At 65.0% G+C, this 16,351-nt stretch carries 11 protein-coding genes; 6 read left to right on the top strand and 5 right to left on the bottom strand.

Annotation, left to right across the window (positions count from 1 at the left end):
- The 3 genes from EAV90_RS39255 to EAV90_RS03620 form a co-directional block, all read right to left on the bottom strand.
- Entirely contained in the window at positions 1 to 1,143 is a 1,143-nt protein-coding gene (locus tag EAV90_RS39255) for a GNAT family N-acetyltransferase (protein ID WP_164936761.1), read from the bottom strand.
- 79 nt (positions 1,144 to 1,222) lie between these two features.
- A complete protein-coding gene (locus tag EAV90_RS03615) occupies positions 1,223 to 2,566 on the bottom strand; it encodes an O-antigen ligase family protein (RefSeq protein ID WP_129142619.1) in 1,344 nt (447 codons plus the stop codon).
- Positions 2,567 to 2,569: 3 nt separating this feature from the next.
- Complete coding sequence (locus EAV90_RS03620) at positions 2,570 to 3,673, bottom strand: glycosyltransferase (protein WP_129142620.1); 1,104 nt, start codon at positions 3,671 to 3,673, stop codon at positions 2,570 to 2,572.
- Positions 3,674 to 3,920: 247 nt separating this feature from the next.
- Between EAV90_RS03620 and EAV90_RS03625 the strand changes: the two genes are divergently transcribed.
- Positions 3,921 to 4,907 carry a glycosyltransferase gene (locus tag EAV90_RS03625; protein ID WP_164936769.1) on the top strand — a complete coding sequence of 329 codons (987 nt, stop codon included), beginning with the start codon at positions 3,921 to 3,923 and terminating at the stop codon, positions 4,905 to 4,907.
- Between the two features lie 15 nt (positions 4,908 to 4,922).
- Here the strand turns inward: EAV90_RS03625 and EAV90_RS03630 are convergent, their stop codons facing one another.
- Positions 4,923 to 5,951, bottom strand: a complete 1,029-nt coding sequence (locus EAV90_RS03630; RefSeq protein WP_129142621.1) for a glycosyltransferase family 2 protein — start codon at positions 5,949 to 5,951, stop codon at positions 4,923 to 4,925.
- A 323-nt stretch (positions 5,952 to 6,274) separates the two neighbouring features.
- On the opposite strand from EAV90_RS03630, the gene EAV90_RS03635 reads away from it, so the two are divergent.
- The 5 genes from EAV90_RS03635 (at position 6,275) to EAV90_RS03655 (ending at position 12,091) form a co-directional block, all read left to right on the top strand.
- Positions 6,275 to 7,075: a class I SAM-dependent methyltransferase gene (locus EAV90_RS03635; RefSeq protein WP_129142622.1), complete on the top strand. Its 801-nt coding sequence runs from the start codon at positions 6,275 to 6,277 to the stop codon at positions 7,073 to 7,075.
- A 282-nt stretch (positions 7,076 to 7,357) separates the two neighbouring features.
- Positions 7,358 to 9,724 carry an exopolysaccharide transport family protein gene (locus EAV90_RS03640; RefSeq protein WP_129142623.1) on the top strand — a complete coding sequence of 789 codons (2,367 nt, stop codon included), beginning with the start codon at positions 7,358 to 7,360 and terminating at the stop codon, positions 9,722 to 9,724.
- Complete coding sequence (locus EAV90_RS03645) at positions 9,717 to 10,520, top strand: WecB/TagA/CpsF family glycosyltransferase (protein WP_122400909.1); 804 nt, start codon at positions 9,717 to 9,719, stop codon at positions 10,518 to 10,520. The genes EAV90_RS03640 and EAV90_RS03645 overlap by 8 nt, the downstream gene beginning before the upstream one ends.
- A gap of 19 nt (positions 10,521 to 10,539) precedes the next feature.
- Entirely contained in the window at positions 10,540 to 11,532 is a 993-nt protein-coding gene (gene galE / locus EAV90_RS03650) for a UDP-glucose 4-epimerase GalE (protein WP_129142624.1), read from the top strand.
- A gap of 217 nt (positions 11,533 to 11,749) precedes the next feature.
- Complete coding sequence (locus tag EAV90_RS03655) at positions 11,750 to 12,091, top strand: hypothetical protein (RefSeq protein ID WP_122406376.1); 342 nt, start codon at positions 11,750 to 11,752, stop codon at positions 12,089 to 12,091.
- Here the strand turns inward: EAV90_RS03655 and EAV90_RS03660 are convergent.
- Entirely contained in the window at positions 12,065 to 16,171 is a 4,107-nt protein-coding gene (locus tag EAV90_RS03660) for a bifunctional diguanylate cyclase/phosphodiesterase (RefSeq protein WP_129142625.1), read from the bottom strand. The two genes, EAV90_RS03655 and EAV90_RS03660, sit on opposite strands and share 27 nt — an antisense overlap.
- Positions 16,172 to 16,351: the final 180 nt, after the last annotated feature.

The raw sequence follows: 16,351 nt of genomic DNA on the forward strand, positions 1-16,351 counted from the left end.
CTATCGCTGCTTGCCCATCGCCTTCGCCGCGAGGGAGGCAAGCTTAGGATAGCGGCGCAAGCCCTGCGCGGCATGATCGCGCCAGGCGTAGGGCAGACCGCGCCAGGACAACGCGACGCTCGCATCGGTCAGCGGCACCCGCTCGGCGCCGAAGCGGCGCTTGTAGGCTTGATTGCCGATGCTGAGATCGAACCGGCGCACGCCTTGCGCATGCAGCGCCGCCATGGTGCGCTCGGTGACGAGAAGACCCGGCGAACAGCTCGACCATGCATCGCCGGCGTGACTGATACGCAGCAGGAAATAGGTCGCGCCATGCTTGACGCCGAGCGCGGTGCCGACGACGCCTGCGTCGCACACCAGCGCCGAGACCACGGCATAGCCTTTCGCAAGGCCTTGGCGGACGACCTCGCGATAGAATCTCGCATGAGTCTCGTCGTTGAGAACGAACGGCGAGCCGAGCTTTTGCATGCGCGCCTGTTGCTGGACATCCATCACATCCAGCAGCTCATGCGCACGCGCGACATCCGCGGCGACCTCGAACCGCGCACCTGGATGACGGCTGAGGACCCGCCAGCAGCGCCGCATCTGCAGCCGCTTGATCGAGGCCTGATAGTCGTCATAGTCATCGCCCATCAACACGAGATTGCCATTGAGCGAGGAGGAGCCGATCCGGCCGAGCGACACCAGCGGATTCGGCTTGCCGCCGACCTCGGCCGGCATCTTCTTCAGGCGGAGCAGATCGAAACGGTCGGGCAGCGCGCGCAACGCGCCGATCAGCGCCCTGGTGATCGCATCCGTCGCCCCCGCGTCCAACGCGGCATCGAGCGCCAGGATCGGCGCGTTGTTGTCGGAGACGCCGAGATCCGCGAATTCGACAATCCGGATGCCGCGCCTGACATGGCTGATCATCGGCACAACCGCGATATCCCTGCCCGTGGCGAAATCGGAGATCACGGCGATCAGCGGAGCGACGTCGTGAAACGCCTCGTACCAGGCGCCGAGCCAGTCAACATGCTGGAACGCGGTGCGGTACCCGGCGTTCAGGCGCGAGGCCGCGTGCTGCCAGTCACGGAGGAAATCGACTGCGATTCCCGACGTGCTGGACACCTGGCCGTCATATTGCTCGACGCTGAGAAACGTCATCCGCAGGGCATACGATTACTGAATGTTTCCAGATGGACTATGTTTCGTTGCAGACTACAAGCAACGTCGTTGCTCAGCGTTATTCGATCTGCTCGACGCATTGGAACCTCGCCAGGAAGTGCAGGCCGGCCACGGCTAGGGCGAACATGAACCAGATTGGATTCTGCCGTTCGAGCAGGAAGGTCTCGGTGGCGCCGTAGTACAGGCCGAACAGCCACACCGTCAGGAACAGCTTGGCCAATGCGCCACTGCGGCTGTGAGCCTGGGCCGTCTGGAAATTGGCGAGCGGGGCGAGCACGAACACGAGGATCACGAGCATCAATCCCGGCAAGCCGATGGTGACCGCGAGATCGAGATAGCTGTTGTGGCTGTGCGCCGCGGACGTCGCCCATTCGGCGCCTTGGGTGGTCTGCCGCGCACTTACGTCGTCCCAGAACGCTGCATAGCCGTGACCGATGATCGGCTTCTCGGCCACGGCCGCAAGCGCGAACTCCCATATCGCGGACCGTCCGGTGAAGGTGGGATCGAGCGGAAGCAGCCGCGTCATCGCCCCGAGCGCCGGGCTGAGGACACTGCCGACCGTCAACAGGTTCATCGCAACCAGCGGCACGAAGCAGATGATTCGCTTCAGCCACAGGCCTGGCGTGACATAGACTAGCGAGGCGAGAGCGTAGATCGCAAGGCACAGCACCGACGACGTCTTGCCGCCGGTGAAGATCAGGAATGTGCCGGCCAGCACGGCGATCGCGGGTCCCATCACGAACGAGCCCACGGCGGACAGGTAGATGCCGACATAGACCAGGATGGTCATCACGGCCGAGGCGATGTTCTTGTGGCCAAAGCTGCCGCGCCAGTCGCCGGCAAGGTGCGGCTCGGTGACGTCGAGGGCCGTGTGGATTGAATATTGCGGCGCGAGGAAGACGCCGAGATAACAAGGCGCGAGCAGCACGAGCGCGGCGGCCCCCAGGCAAAGGTTGAAGCTGCGCTGGGTCGGCGGCAGCAACGGCAACACGACGGCGAGCGACGTCACGCTGGCCGCAAGCACGAATCGCTGGATCGAAACGCCGCGACTCTCGGAGAAGACGATATTGATCACCAGCCAGCCCAGAAGACAAAGATGAAGCGGCGTCAGCAGGCTCTTCAGCGCGGGTGCATCCGAGGCGGCGACACACAGCACCGCGACCGCAGCCAGGAGGCCCCAGGAGATATAGGTCAGCGCCATTCGTCCGCCGACGATGGTGGTGACGTCGGGATTGCGCAGGTCCGGGAATGGATCGAGCGTCACCAGGACCAGCAGCAGCGCTCCGACCGCGACGAGGCAGCGCGCCGCCTGTACGGCATTGAGCCCCGCAAGGCGGTCGCGCAGGACATGGCCCAACGATCGGGCCTCGATGTTGGTCATGTCTGCGGCGCTGCGGTCCATGACTCAAGACATTTCGTGACGCCGGTGCAGCTTCCGGTCATGGTTCGACTCTTCCGAGCGTCTATCAGCGGGCCCGGCGGAGGTCTGCGACGCCGCGGGCTCGCGCATGATGCTCAGCGCGATCTCGTAGTATTGCAGCGCCCGTTGCTCCAGCGTGAGATTGTCCAGGATGTAACCGCGCGGATCGAAGTCGCCCGCGGCGCACCCGGCCCAGAACCTTTCCCAACCCGCCTCGAACCCCGCGATGTCGGTGAACTTGGCACCGCAGCGTTCGTCCCAATACGGCACCGACGACACCGGCGCGAACCTCACCCGGTGCGGATAGTAATCGGGGTCGCGCCAAGGCCCGCCCGGATCCCAGGCAAACACCGGCACGCCGCTGGACAAGGCCTGCTGATAGGCGATGCCCTGGCTCTCGCTCTGGCACAGAAAGATCATCGCCCGCGAACGCGCCAGCGCGCCCTGATAGTCCGCTTCCTTGTAGCTGCCATAGCGCAGCTCGGTGAGCGAGCGACCGTCCTTGAGCAGCCGGGCGCGGATGGGCTCGATCATCTCCTGCGCATAGCGCTCGCGGTCCCAGTGGACCTTGTCGTAGATCAGCACATCGACGGCCTTTTGCGATTGCTTCGACGGCGCCCAGAGGTCCGTGTCGATGCCGACGGGCCAGGCCTCCGTATCGGGCCAATGCGGCCGGTACATATCGACGTACCAGGGGCCGGGCACCACGACCTTCTTCACCGGCAGACGCTTGAACAGATCGGGGTCGTCGAGCGGATGATTGTGGGCGGCAACGCCGAGCAGGATCGGATTCTTCCACGCGAACTTGTCGAGCAGGAAGGTCCGGCCGATGATGCAGGCGAGCTCGTCGGGATGCTCGGCGATATGACCGTAGTCGTTGACGCGGTAGCGGATGCCGAGCCGGTCGAGTCCGGCACAGAGATTGAGAAACACGCGGAGCTGGCCGCTCATGCGCGGTTCGCCGAGCAGCAACCGGCGAGCCATGCGCCGCAGGTGCCGGTCGCCGGGAAACCAACGATCGTCCTTGTCCTCATAAAAGAGGTTCAGGATCATCGCATCGGGGTCGTGTTCGAACGTCTTTGCGGGCACTGGATCCATCCGCGGCAGCCAAGCGCATTGTCGCATGGGGACGCCTGTCGCACTCTTCCAAATTTGCCACAGGCTTAATGCCAGTGGCTTAACGCTATTCTACGAAACCAGGCGGCGCACAGGCCTTCCCGGCAATGGGTTGACCACAATGCGGGTATCATCCGCGGGATGCCGGGCTTGCGATCGCCAGCGTTGCCAGTGCGGCAGACAGGTCCCGGTTAACAGATCATTACAGGCGAGCCGTAGCTTGATCACCGCCGAAGACGTTCTCGAACTGCCGGCCGCCTCCCGCGCGGCAGCGCCAGCGCGCCTCCCGCTTCAGATCGGCGCCGCCAATTCGGTGTCCGTCGTGATTCCCGCCAAGAACGCTGCAGCCTATGTCGGCGAAACCCTCGCCAGCGCACTGGCGCAACGCGAGGTGACCGAGGTGATCGTCGTGGACGACGGCTCGACCGACGAAACCATTGCGATCGTCCGGGACGTGCGTGACTCGCGGCTGCGCTTCATCCACAACGATTCCGCAGGCGTCTCGGCGGCGCGCAATCTCGGGGCCCGGCATGCGAACGGTGAGTGGCTGCTCTTCCTCGATGCCGACGACCGCCTGCGCCCCGGCGCGGTGGCGGCGCTGCTTTCGGCAGCGCGCGGTGCTCCGCGCGCGGTTCTCGTCTACGGCGACTACAACACGATCGACAGCGAGGGGCGGCAGATCGGCCGGCGCGACCTGCTGAAGGGACGCCGCAAACCATCCGGCGACGTGCTGGTGCGGCTCACGGCCGGGAACTTCATCGTCAACGGTGGCGTCGTGCTCACCCGTGCGGAGGCTTTCCGCGCCATCGGCGGTTTCGACGTCTCTCTCAGATATTGCGAAGACTGGCATTGCTGGTGCCGGCTTGCCGCGATCGGCGAGTTCGAATTCGCGCCAAAGCTTCTGCTGGATTATCGCCTGCACACGGCCAATACGATGAACGCGGCGGCGCGAACCCCGCAGGATTTCTTGCCGGCGGTCGCACGTATCTTCGATGACGGGTTGATCCTGGCGAGACTCCCCGAGGGCGCGGCGCGTGGGTTGCGCCGGGCTGCCGAGATTCATCTCGTCACCTATTCGGCGATGCAAGCGATTCGCTTCGGCAGACATCGCCAAGCCTTCGCCTATCTCGCGATGATCGGCCGGCGGTCGCTCAAATCGCTGCCACGCTCCGCAATCCGGGTCGCCCTCGCCCGTTTCGGCATCTAGTCCGTCGCCGCCGCATCAAGACGCGATCTTCGAGGCCTCATAGGGCTTCGGCTCGAGCCCGAAGGCCGCCAAGGCGGCGCCAAGCGCAACCATCACGGGATGCATCGCGACGACGGCTTTCGACGAGGTCAACAAGGCTGCGGCACGAGCCAGCGACAGCGGCAGCCGTCCAAGCATCTGCGCAAACACCCGCGCCCGCGCCGCCGCGCTTTGCGCGGCCTTGTACTGCACGCGATAATTGATCGCACCGATGCGCAGGCCGCGCTTTGCGATCCAGCCGATGCTGGTGCGGCTGCGCGGCACGGTCTCGGTGATGACGGCCTCCGCCGTCCAGTGGAACAGCATACCGGCGTCACGGCACCGCACGAAGAAATCACAATCACCGCCGCCGAGAAAATTGAAGCGCAGGTCGAACGCGGGACGATCGAACCTTTCGAAGGCGGCGCGTGTGATCAGACAATTGCCGCAGCCGTAAATCAGCGGCACCGCACCGCTGTAGTCGTAGGCGGAACGGAAAGCGGGATGACGCGAAAGCCAGGGCTTGCTGTCGTCGTCGAAGACCGGCAGCACCGGACCGCCGACCACGTCGGCTCCGGTCGCCTCCGCAGTGCGGACCATCAGCTCGAGCCAGTCGGGCGAAGCGATCTCGTCGTCGTCGATCATCAGGAAACGGGTCGCGGCGGGAAACAGCTCCTGCGCCGTCTCGAACGCAGCATTGATCGCCTGGCAGTTCCCCTGCCGTTTCTCGATCAGGCAAACGCCCTGGAGCCTGCCGGCGGCCAGAAACTCTGCGGCAACCGGCGCGCTTTCGCGCCGCGCGGCATCGTTCTCGACCATGACGACGGCAAAGCAACGCGAGGTGCGCTGGTTCGCCAGAGATTCCAGCGTCAGCCGAAGGTGCTGCGGGCGGCGAAAGCAGGGAATGCAGACGACGATGCCGACGGACAGGTCGATGACCGCAGAGCTCACCGCGATCTCCCGGTTGGGATCGCGCACGGCATCCGCGATGCGCATGGTGGACAGGTCTGTCGGGATCAATGTCATGACGATCTAGATGTCCGAGATATATTGAAAAAGCCCTGCTTCGATCACGCATCCCACGACGACACATCGCCGCGGGACAGATGCGTCCCAAAACAGACGGCTGCCGAGCGGCACATCGCCGCCACATCTGCCGGGCGTGATACTGCAACTGGCGGTCCATGCGCCGACGAGGCCGCAATATGGACAATGCTGTAGTTAATGCGCATGCGCATTAACCCGACCGTAAGCACTGCGACCGGTGAGACCGTGCGGCATCGGATTTGCTCTTCGGGCAAGCGCGTTTTTTCCTGTAAATTTGAATAGAACAAGCGCGGTCAGAAACCATGAACAAGCCAGCCACGATCAATTTCGCGACAGCCACGGCGATCCAAATCCCCGAGGCCGCGACAGGTACCGAGGCGCTTCATGATCTCGTCCACGGCGAAGCTCGCGACAGCCTGCTCGCCGTTCATGAGGTGCTGTGCCGCGAGCTGCCGCAGGGCCGGCTCGCCATTTATGAAGCCGGCGGCGGCTCGTGCAGCGTCCTGCCGCCAGAATTGCTGAGCCGCAGCAAAGTCACCGTCGTCGACATCGACGAGGACCAGGTCCGCAAAAACATCTACGCCGACGAGGCGATCCTCGGCGACGTCCAGACCTACCGCTTCGGCCGCGGGACCTTCGATCTGGTGATCTGCTACAATGTGATCGAGCATCTGCCGAACGTCGACGCTGCGCTCCTGAACTTCCGTGACGCGCTCAAGCGCGGCGGCATGATCCTGATCGGCGCGCCCAATCCGCGCTCGCTCTCCGGAATCGTCACCAAATATTCGCCGCACTGGTTTCACGTCTGGTTCTACCGGCACATCCGCGGCATCAAGGACGCCGGCCTGCCCGGCGAGCCGCCGTTCCCGACCTTCTTCCATCCGCTGGTGACGCTGCCCAGGCTCGAAGCATTCGCAGCCGCCAATGGCCTCGAGACGATCTATCGTCGTGAAGTCGAAAGTCCGCGCTATCCCGAGATGCGACGGCGCAAGCCGCTGTTTGCGGCCCTGGTCGATGCCGGCGCCGCGGTGCTGAACGCCGTGCTCCCGCGCGGCACCGACGTCCGCCGCGGCGACTATCACGTCATCCTGCGGAAGCGCTGACAGCCATGCGCGTGCAGCTGTTCGCGGAACGAACGGCGCTTGGCAGGCCCGCTGCGCTCGTTAACGAACCGTTAATCTCCAGAGGATCCGGGCGTCACGGCGACGCAGCAAAGAGTGGGATGCGCTTAAACGCTTTGTTTGCCATTTCGGTGAATAGTCCCTCAATGAGTATGGTTAATTTTCCCTGTTGCGTGGATTGGGCACCTATATCCCGGGTGCGTGGCGTAAAGCGAAGAGTAACCCCTCAGCCCGCGGCAGCAGCTGGAATGAAAGCTGGGGATCATGCTTGACTATAACCAGCCGATCGACCGGGCCGGACCGGAGGCCTCGCAACGGAAGCCTCGGGCCGGCTTCAACGTGCTGGAGCTTGCCAATCTGCTCTGGCGGCGAAAGGTAGCGATCACCGCGGCCGCCCTGCTCGGCGCGACGCTTGCAGTCAGCATCGGCAAGAGCGTGACGCCCCGCTACACCGCCACCGCTCAGCTCTACGTCGATCCGCGCGAGCTTCAGCTCGTGGACCGCGAACTCACGCCGCGCGCGCAGGACGTCTCCGGCATGTCCATGGTGGTGGAGAGCCAGGCGCGCCTCATCACGTCCAACAGCGTATTGCTCCAGGTGATCCAGCAGGCCGGCCTCGACAAGGATCCGGAATTCGGTGGCGGCGATGGCACGAGCCTGATGTCGTCGCTGCTCGGCCTGATCGGCCTGCACCCCCGCGCGCCTTCGGCCGCGGAGACGAAGGAAGTGCAGCTCGCGGCGCTCGAGGCACTGAGCAGGCACATCGCGATCCGCAAGACTGAGAAGAGCTTCATCGTCGACGTCGAGGTCTGGTCGACAGACCCCGCGAAAGCCGCGATGCTGGCCAACACGCTGACCAATGCTTACCTCGCCGAATCCCGCAACTCGCAGGCTTCGGCCGCGCGGCGCGCCACCAACGATCTATCCAGCCGCCTGAAGGAGCTGCGCGATCGGCTGCGCAACGCCGAGACCGCGCTCGCCACCTACAAGGCCCAGAATAATTTCGTCGGCACCCAGGATGCGCTGATCAGCGACCAACAGCTTTCCGCCAGCAACCAGCGGCTTTCCGCGGCCCGGGCGGCCACGATGGATGCGCAGGCGCGGCTCGACCAGATCGAGGCGAGTCGCCGTACCGCTGCCGATGCCGGCGCTATTCCGGAGGCGCTGCAATCGCCGACGATCGCGAATCTGCGCGCGCAATATGCCGATGCCCGCAAGAAATATGCGGAGCAAGCCGGCGAGCTCGGGCCGCGCCATCCGGCACTGCGTCAGACCGAGAAGCAGGTCGAGGACCTCAAGCGCACCATCAACGAAGAGATCGACCGCTTCGCGCAGTCCGCCAAGAACGATTTGACGCGCGCCCGCGATTTCGAGGCTTCGCTCAACCGGGCGCTGGAAGCGCAGAAGCGACAGAGCGTCCAGCTCAGCCAGGCCGCCGTGCGCCTGCGCGAGCTCGAACGCGAAGCCGATGCCAGCCGCGACGTCTATCAATCCTTTCTCAAGCGCTCCCGCGAGACCGAGGAGCAGGAGAGTCTGAACACTTCGGCGGCCCGTGTCATAGGTGAAGCGACAGTGCCGCAGCGGCGCTCGTTCCCGCCAGCTATGAGCCTGTTCGCCATGATCGGCTTCGTGTTCGGCGCCATCGCTGCATCGGGCTGGTTCGTCGCGGCTGAGTTGCTGTTCGCCGGCGCGATCGCAACGGCGCCCACGTCAGCCCGCCCACAGCGCACATCGGCGCCGGATACAACACGGGTTCCGCAGCGCGCGCGCCCTTCGGAGGCTTCGCCGCCTCAGCCGGCCTCTCCGGATGTTGAACGGATTCCGCTGGAGCTTGCCGCTCCCCCGCTCCAGCCCGCGATGGTCGAAAAGCCCCTGATCGAAAAGCCGCTGATCGCACGCTTCCAGGAGGCCGACGTCATCCACACGCTCGGCGCCATCCTCGCTACCGGCGGAGGCGTCGATCTCACACGGCTGGGCTGGCCGACGCTCCGTCCCGGTTTTCCCCTGACGACGCTGCTCAACGCCTGGCGCGACATGCGCGCCGCAGTGGCGCGGCGCTCCGGCGGCAGGGCGATGCCGGTCGTCGCGCTCGTCGGGGCCGGCAAGACGAGCGGGCGTAGCGTAACCGCGCTGAATTTCGCACTGGCGGCTGCACGCGACGGCGCCCGCGTGCTGATGATCGATGCCGACCATCAGGCCCGCGTGCTCTCGAACAAGGTGATCCGTCCCGGCAAGAGCGAGCCGAGCCGGCTCGGCTGGCTCTCGATCGGCAGCAAGGACGCACGCGAGATCAAGACGGTCAACGGCATCTCGGTGCTGCCGGCCGCGGAGGGCGACGCCGGGAAGGCTGCCGACGCCATCCGCAAGGCCATTGCGCAGGCGCGCGCCGCGAGCGGCTATGACCTCGTGATCCTCGACGGCCCGGCGATGCCGCTCGCGGCCGGCGGCCGCAAGCTGCTCGACGACATCGATTCGCTGGTGGCCGTGCTGCCGACCTGCCTCGACGTCAACGACAGCCTGGAAGAGATCCTGACTGCGCTCGGCCCCGCCGAGCGCAAGCTCGTCGGCGTCGTGCTCGACGAGCTCACCCCTGCAATCCAAACGCGCCAGCGAGGCAAACAATATGCTTGAGCGTCGCGTCAACCTCGAGGGACGGGCGGCGACTGCCGACGTGCCGCGGATCACCGTCGGCGGGCTTCGCATGGCCGCGCTCGATCTGGAAGCCACCGCCGATTTCATGATCGAGGCGACCGATCCTGACAATCGCATCGGCCGCCCGCTGTTCCTGACCTCGGCCAATGGCGAGGTGCTGGCGCGCTGCTCGACCGAGCCGCAGACCGAGCGCCTGTTCCGCGCCGCCGACCTGATCAACGCCGATGGTCAGCCGCTGGTCGCGGCCTCGAAGCTGCAATCCTGGTTCCCGCTGCCGGAGCGCGTTGCGACCACGGACCTGTTCCACGTCGTCGCGCGCAAGGCGGAAGCAGTCGGCCGCACTTTCTACATGTTTGGGGCAAGCGAGGCCGAGAACGCCGCTGCGGTCGCAAACGTCCTGAAGATGTATCCACGCCTCAAGATCGTCGGGCGCAGCCATGGCTATCTGCGCGGCGAGGCGCTACGTGCCAAAATCGAGGAGATCAACGCGCTGGCGCCGGACTATCTGTGGGTCGCGCTCGGCGTGCCCAACGAGCAGGCATTCGTGAAGGAATTCACGCCGCATCTGACCAATGTTGGCGTTATCAAGACGTCCGGCGGCCTGTTCAACTTTTTGTCGGGGAGCCGTTCCCGCGCGCCGCAATGGATGCAAAAAATCGGCCTCGAATGGGCCTGGCGCACCTTGCTGGAGCCACGCCGTCTGTTCTGGCGCTATTTGACCACCAACCCCCGCGCGCTTTATCTTCTCTTCAGCCGCAACCGCCCCCTCCGCTAAGAGAAGAGCAGAAGACGACATGACCGACCGACCGACCGTCCTCGTCACCGGGGGCGCGGGCTATATTGGCTCGCATGCCTGCCGCGCACTGACCGCCGCCGGCTATCAGCCCGTCGTTTATGACAATCTCTCGACAGGTCATCGCAGCTTCGTCGCCGGCCCCCTGGTGACGGGCGATCTGCTCGATGGCGCATCGCTGGCGCGCGCCTTCGCCGAGCACAAGATCACGGCGGTCATGCATTTCGCGGCGGCGAGCCTCGTCGGGGAGTCCATGGCCGACCCGCAGAAATACTACATCAACAACGTCCAGGGCACGCTGTCGCTGTTGCAGGCGATGCGCAACGCGGGCTGCCATCGCATCGTGTTCTCCTCGACCGGCGCCGTCTATGGCAACGCCGATTCCAAGGCGCTGCCGGAAGACTTTCCCTGTGCGCCGATCAATCCCTACGGCGCATCGAAGTTGATGATCGAGCGCATGCTCGCCGATTACCGCACGGCCTATGGCTTCGGTGCGTTCTGCCTGCGCTATTTCAACGCCAGCGGCGCGGACCCCGCTGGTGGCATCGGCGAGCTGCGCGACAACGAAACTCACCTCATTCCGCGCGCGATGATGGCGCTTCAGGGGCATGTCGACTTCGCGGTGTTCGGCGACGACTACGACACGCCCGACGGCACCGCGATCCGCGACTACATCCACGTCACCGACCTCGCGGCCGCCCATGTCGCGGCCTTGAGGCTTCTGGAACAAGGGCATGCCGGCGGCAGCTTCAACCTCGGCACAGGCTCCGGCTTTTCCGTGCGCGAGATCCTCGACGCCATCAGGCAGGAGACCGGACGCGAGGTACCGCATACCATCAAGCCGCGCCGCGCCGGCGATCCCACCTATCTGGTCGCGGACCCCTCTGCTGCGAGAAAGGTGCTGAACTTCGTGCCGCGTCACTCCGACCTGCCGACGGTCATCCGCACGGCCTGGGCCTGGCACCAGAAGGCGCATCCGTTCAGGTCGCGTTAGGCACCCGTAACTCCGATAGCTTGCCTGCCGTGCCCTTGAGCGGCTAGTATGCATATGCGCAGCTGCTCAGGCGCATCGCCGACAGCTGCGTATTTCCGCATTGCCGACGACGATGTCGACTTGCATGGTTCGGCCCATATGCGCGAGCCGATTTTCCGAGCGAAGTGACGATCACATCGGCGTGTCGTCGGGCACGGATTCTGGGAGCATCGACCACATGCATCAGGCTGCGCGCCTGGAATTCGAGCGCGTAATGGAGGAGTTCGTCGGCTGGCATGTCGTGCCAGAGGGCGAGCGCTCGCCTGCACCTGCCTGGTGGTGGGGCCCCGCCATGGCCATGGTCGACGACCAGGAGCCGATGAGCAAAACCTGTTGCTGCGCGTTGAATGTGAGCGAAGGGACGAGTTTCGCCGAAGGCGCGCGCAGCATTCTCGCGCTGTTCATCGAGCAGACGTCACTGACGGGGCCTCAGGACTTTCCGAGCAAGGCCGAAGGGCGAGAACACGAGGTCCGCGAGCTGCACCCGCAGCCCTCAGACGACGGCGCGTTTCAGCCGTGACGCTGTGCCTTCGTCGGCCGGTTCCGGCTGGAGCGGCGGCGCGACAGGCAGCGCAATCGGCCGCAGCAACTCGATCATCTGCCGCGCCGCCAGCGGCTTGGAGATGAGGAAGCCCTGCATCTCGTCGCAGCCATGGGTCCGCAGGAACGCCTCCTGTTCGGCATTCTCGACTCCTTCGGCGACGACAGTCATGCCGAGTGCCTTGCCCATGCTGATGATCGCCTGTGCGATCGCCTGGTCTTCCGAGTCCTGGGGCAGGTCGCGCACGAAGGAGCGGTCGATCTTGATGGTGTCGATCGGGAAGTGCTTCATCAGCGACATCGACGAATAGCCGGTGCCGAAATCGTCAATGGCGAGACGGATGCCGCGGCTCTGGATGGAGTCGAGCACCTTGAGCGCGCGGCCGACATTGCGCATCATCATGCTCTCGGTGACCTCGAGCTGGAGCAGCACCGGAGACATGCCGGAGGCCGCGAGCGCCTCGTCGATGTCCTGCAACAGATGTTCGTCTGCGAACTGCCGCGGCGACAGGTTGACCGCCATCGATAGCGGCAGCAGGCCGCGGCGCTGCCAGGCCATGGCCTGCGCGCAGGCCTCATTCAGCACCCAGCGGCCGATCGGCACGATCAACCCGGTTTCCTCCGCAAGTGGAATGAACTGTGCCGGCGAGACGCTGCCGAGATCGGGATGCGTCCAGCGCAGCAGCGCTTCGACGCCCGTGATCTGACCGGTCTCCATATCCACCTTGGGCTGATAGTTCAGCGAGAACTGCTCGCGCTCCAGCGCTCGGCGCAGCGCGCTCTCGAGCGACAGCCGCTCGATCGACTGCGTCTTCACCTCCTTGGAGAAGAAGCGATAGCCGTTCTTGCCGTCCTCCTTGGCGAGGTACATCGCCATGTCGGCGTTCTTTGTCAGCGTCTGCGCGTCGGAGCCGTTGGCCGGATACATCGCGATGCCGATCGAAGCCGTGGTATGGCACTCGTGGCCGGCCAGCTCCATGGGCTCGGCAAGCGCCGCGAGCAGCTCGGTCGCGATCCGCTGGACGTCCTCGATCTCGCCGCACTGGTCGAGGATCACCACGAACTCGTCGCCGCCGAGGCGCGCGACCACGTCGCTCGCTCGCAATGCGCCGCGCAAACGATTGGCCACTTCGAGCAGGAGCAGGTCGCCGGCCTCGTGCCCCAGTGAATCGTTGATGACCTTGAAGCGGTCGAGATCGATGAAGAGTACCGCAAAACGGTGATCGCGGCGCTGCGCCGTGTCGATCGCCGCGCGCAGCAGCCCGTTGAAAGTCTCGCGGTTCGGCAGGTCGGTCAAGCTGTCATGCGAGGCGAGGTATTCGATCCGCTCGTCGGCCTTGCTCTTCTCGTCGGCGCGATCGAAATTCTCCATGGCGAAGGAGACGTTGTCGGCCAGACGTTGCAACAACTCGACGAATTCGGGCGTGAAGGTGTCCTTTTCGGTCGACATGTAGATCATGACGCCGACAGGTTGATCGTGCACGATCAGCGGCAACGCCGCCCCGGACCGCGCGCCGTCGCCGCGAACGATGGCATGGAAGGCGCTCACGCGCCGGTCGTTGAGATAGTCATTGCTGATGCAAGGCTGCCGGGTTCGGAACGCCGTGCCGGCCATCCCCCGGCCCTCGGGGCGCTCGGGGTCGACCGAGAGGCGGACATTACGCGTGGTGCCGGACGACGGTCCGGCGCTGGCGACGATCTCGATCTGATCGCTGTCGGCCTTCGCGAGCGCGATGGTGGTCGAGGTGAACTTGGCGCCGTTCGATGCGGCAAGACAGACGAGGTCGAACAGTTCGGCGCGCGACTTCGCCCGCATGATTGCCTCGTTGGTGGCGCTCAGTGCCGCGAACATGCGCGTCAAGCGCTCCTTTTGCGCCTCGGTGCGGACCTTCTCCTCGGCGCGATCGAAATTATCGAGCGCGAAGGAGACGTTCTCGGCGAGGCGCCCGAGCAATTCGACCAGATCGGACGTGAACGTGTTCTCTTCGGGCGCGAGAAAAAGCAGGATGCCGACCGGCTCCTGGCCTGCTTTCAGAAGCGGGAAGCTGGCCGCCGCCCGCGTTCCGTCCTCGATCGCCTTCGTCCGCCAGTAGGCCGAACGCGGCTCGTGCAGATAGTCGTTCATGACGCTGGGCCGGCGGGTCAGGAGCGAGGTGCCGATGATGCCCTGGCCCTCGGGATGGCCGGCGGAAATATTGCAGCTCCGTCCGACCATCTGCTCCTGCAGGCGTCCCTTCACCGCGACGACACGAACGAGCTCCTTTTCCTTGTCGATGATGCCGATCGTCGCCGAGGCGAACACATCGCCGAGGACGGCCGCCTGGCATGCAGCCTCGAACAATTCCTCGCGGGTCTTGGCGCGCATGATGGCTTCATTGGTTGCGCTTAGCGCCTCGAACATTCCGCTGAGGCGATTGCGCTGCTTGTCCGCTAGTGCTTTCTCCTCGGCCCGATCGAAGCTTTCCAGCGCAAAGGAGACGTTGGCCTGGAGCTTGCACAGCAGCTCGACGAGTTCGGGCGTGAAGGTGCCGCGCTCCGGGGAGTTGAACAGGAAAACGCCCTCGAGCCGGTCGCCGTTGAACAGCGGCAGCGCCGCGGAGGACGCGATGCCGCTGCGGCGGGCGCTGGCCAGCCAGGGCGCAATGCGGTCGTCGGCGAGCACGTCGTTACTGACGGCAGGCCGGCGCGTGCGGAACGCGGTGCCGGTCAGGCCGTGTCCTTCCGCCACCTCATCGGAGATCGAAAACTTGAAGTTGCGAACTTGGTCGGCATTCGGTCCGTAGCTGGCGACCACGCGCAGCAGCTCGCCGCGCTGGTCGAGCAACGCAATGCTGGCCGAGGTGAACTTGGCGCCTTTGGCCGTCGCCTCGCAGACGAGGTCGAACAGCTCCGAGCGTGACCGTGCGCGCAGGATCGCCTCGTTGGTGGCGCTGAGCGCCGCATACATGCGCGCCAGACGTTCCTCTTCCGCCGCGATCCTGGCCTTCTCGGCCTCGCGGCGGAAATTTTCGATCGCGAACGAGACGTTCTCCGCCATGCGCAGCAGCAGCGCGACGATCTCCTCGTCCTTGGCCCAGGAACGGCTGATGAAGAACAGGAGCACGCCGACGCTTTCGCCGCGCTTGATCAGCGGAGCGACCACGCAGGCGGCAACGCCCGTGTCGATGTTGGCCTGCTCCCAAGGCGAGCCCTTGGTGCGGCTGGCGAGATCATCCTCGACGATCGCCTTTTGCGTCCGGAACACCTCGCCGGAGATGCCCTTGCCGCACGGATTCTCCGGGTCGACCGAATAGCGCGCCTGGGTGACGAGCTCGAGATTCTGCCCAGTGGCGGCGACAGGCTTCATCCAGTGCGAATCCGGCTCGCGGAGCAGCACGATGGTCGCCAGCGACTTGCCGCTGTGGACGGAGGCATCGCAGACGAGCTGGTACAGTTCCTGCTCGGTCTTGGCGCGCAGGATCGCCTCGTTGGTGGCGCTGATGGCGCCGAACATGCGGTTGAGCCGCCGTGTCGCCCGTTCGCTGGTCTGCCGCGCGGTCTCGCGGGCGAAATTGTCCAGCGCGTAGGAAATGTTCGCAGACATGCGCTCGAACAGCGACACCATCTGCTCGTTCAACGAGTTGGCCTCTCTGCGCGTCACGTACAATACGCCGACGCTCTTGCCGTTGCAGAGCAGCGGCAACGCCGCCGCCGCACCGATGTGCGCCTTGGCGGCGCCCTCTCGCCACGCCAGCGAGCGCGGATCGTTCAGATAGTCGTTGCTGACACACAGCTTCTGATCGCGGAATGCCTCGCCGCCGACGCCAGATCCTTCAGGCGTACCGGCGTCCGTCGTGATCAGAATCGAGCGCAGCCGCGGAATGTCATCGCCGCAGCCGGCGGCGAATCGCAGGCGCCGGCCGTCCGGCTCGACCAGGAAGACGGCAACGGCCAGAAAGTCCCCGCTCGAGAATCCGGCGTCGCAGACCTTCTGGTACAGCTCGTCCGACGATCTCGCGTAGAGGATCGCTTCATTGATTGCGCTCAGCGCCGCAAAGGTGCGCGCGAGTGTGGTCGGCACGATCTCAGCTCCCGCGGCAATTCTGCCTATTTCTCCCGGTGCCTTTATGAACGGCGATCGCCTAAGTGGTCGTTATTGCGCACTGCAAACCGTCGATCAAAGTGAACGAGCAGCGAACGAGCAGCACAAAATTGCCGGAAATGCCGCTGCGCGGGACGTCCCTTCGACCAAAGGCGCGTC

The sequence above is a fragment of the Bradyrhizobium vignae genome, assembly GCF_004114425.1.
GTDB lineage: Bacteria > Pseudomonadota > Alphaproteobacteria > Rhizobiales > Xanthobacteraceae > Bradyrhizobium > Bradyrhizobium vignae.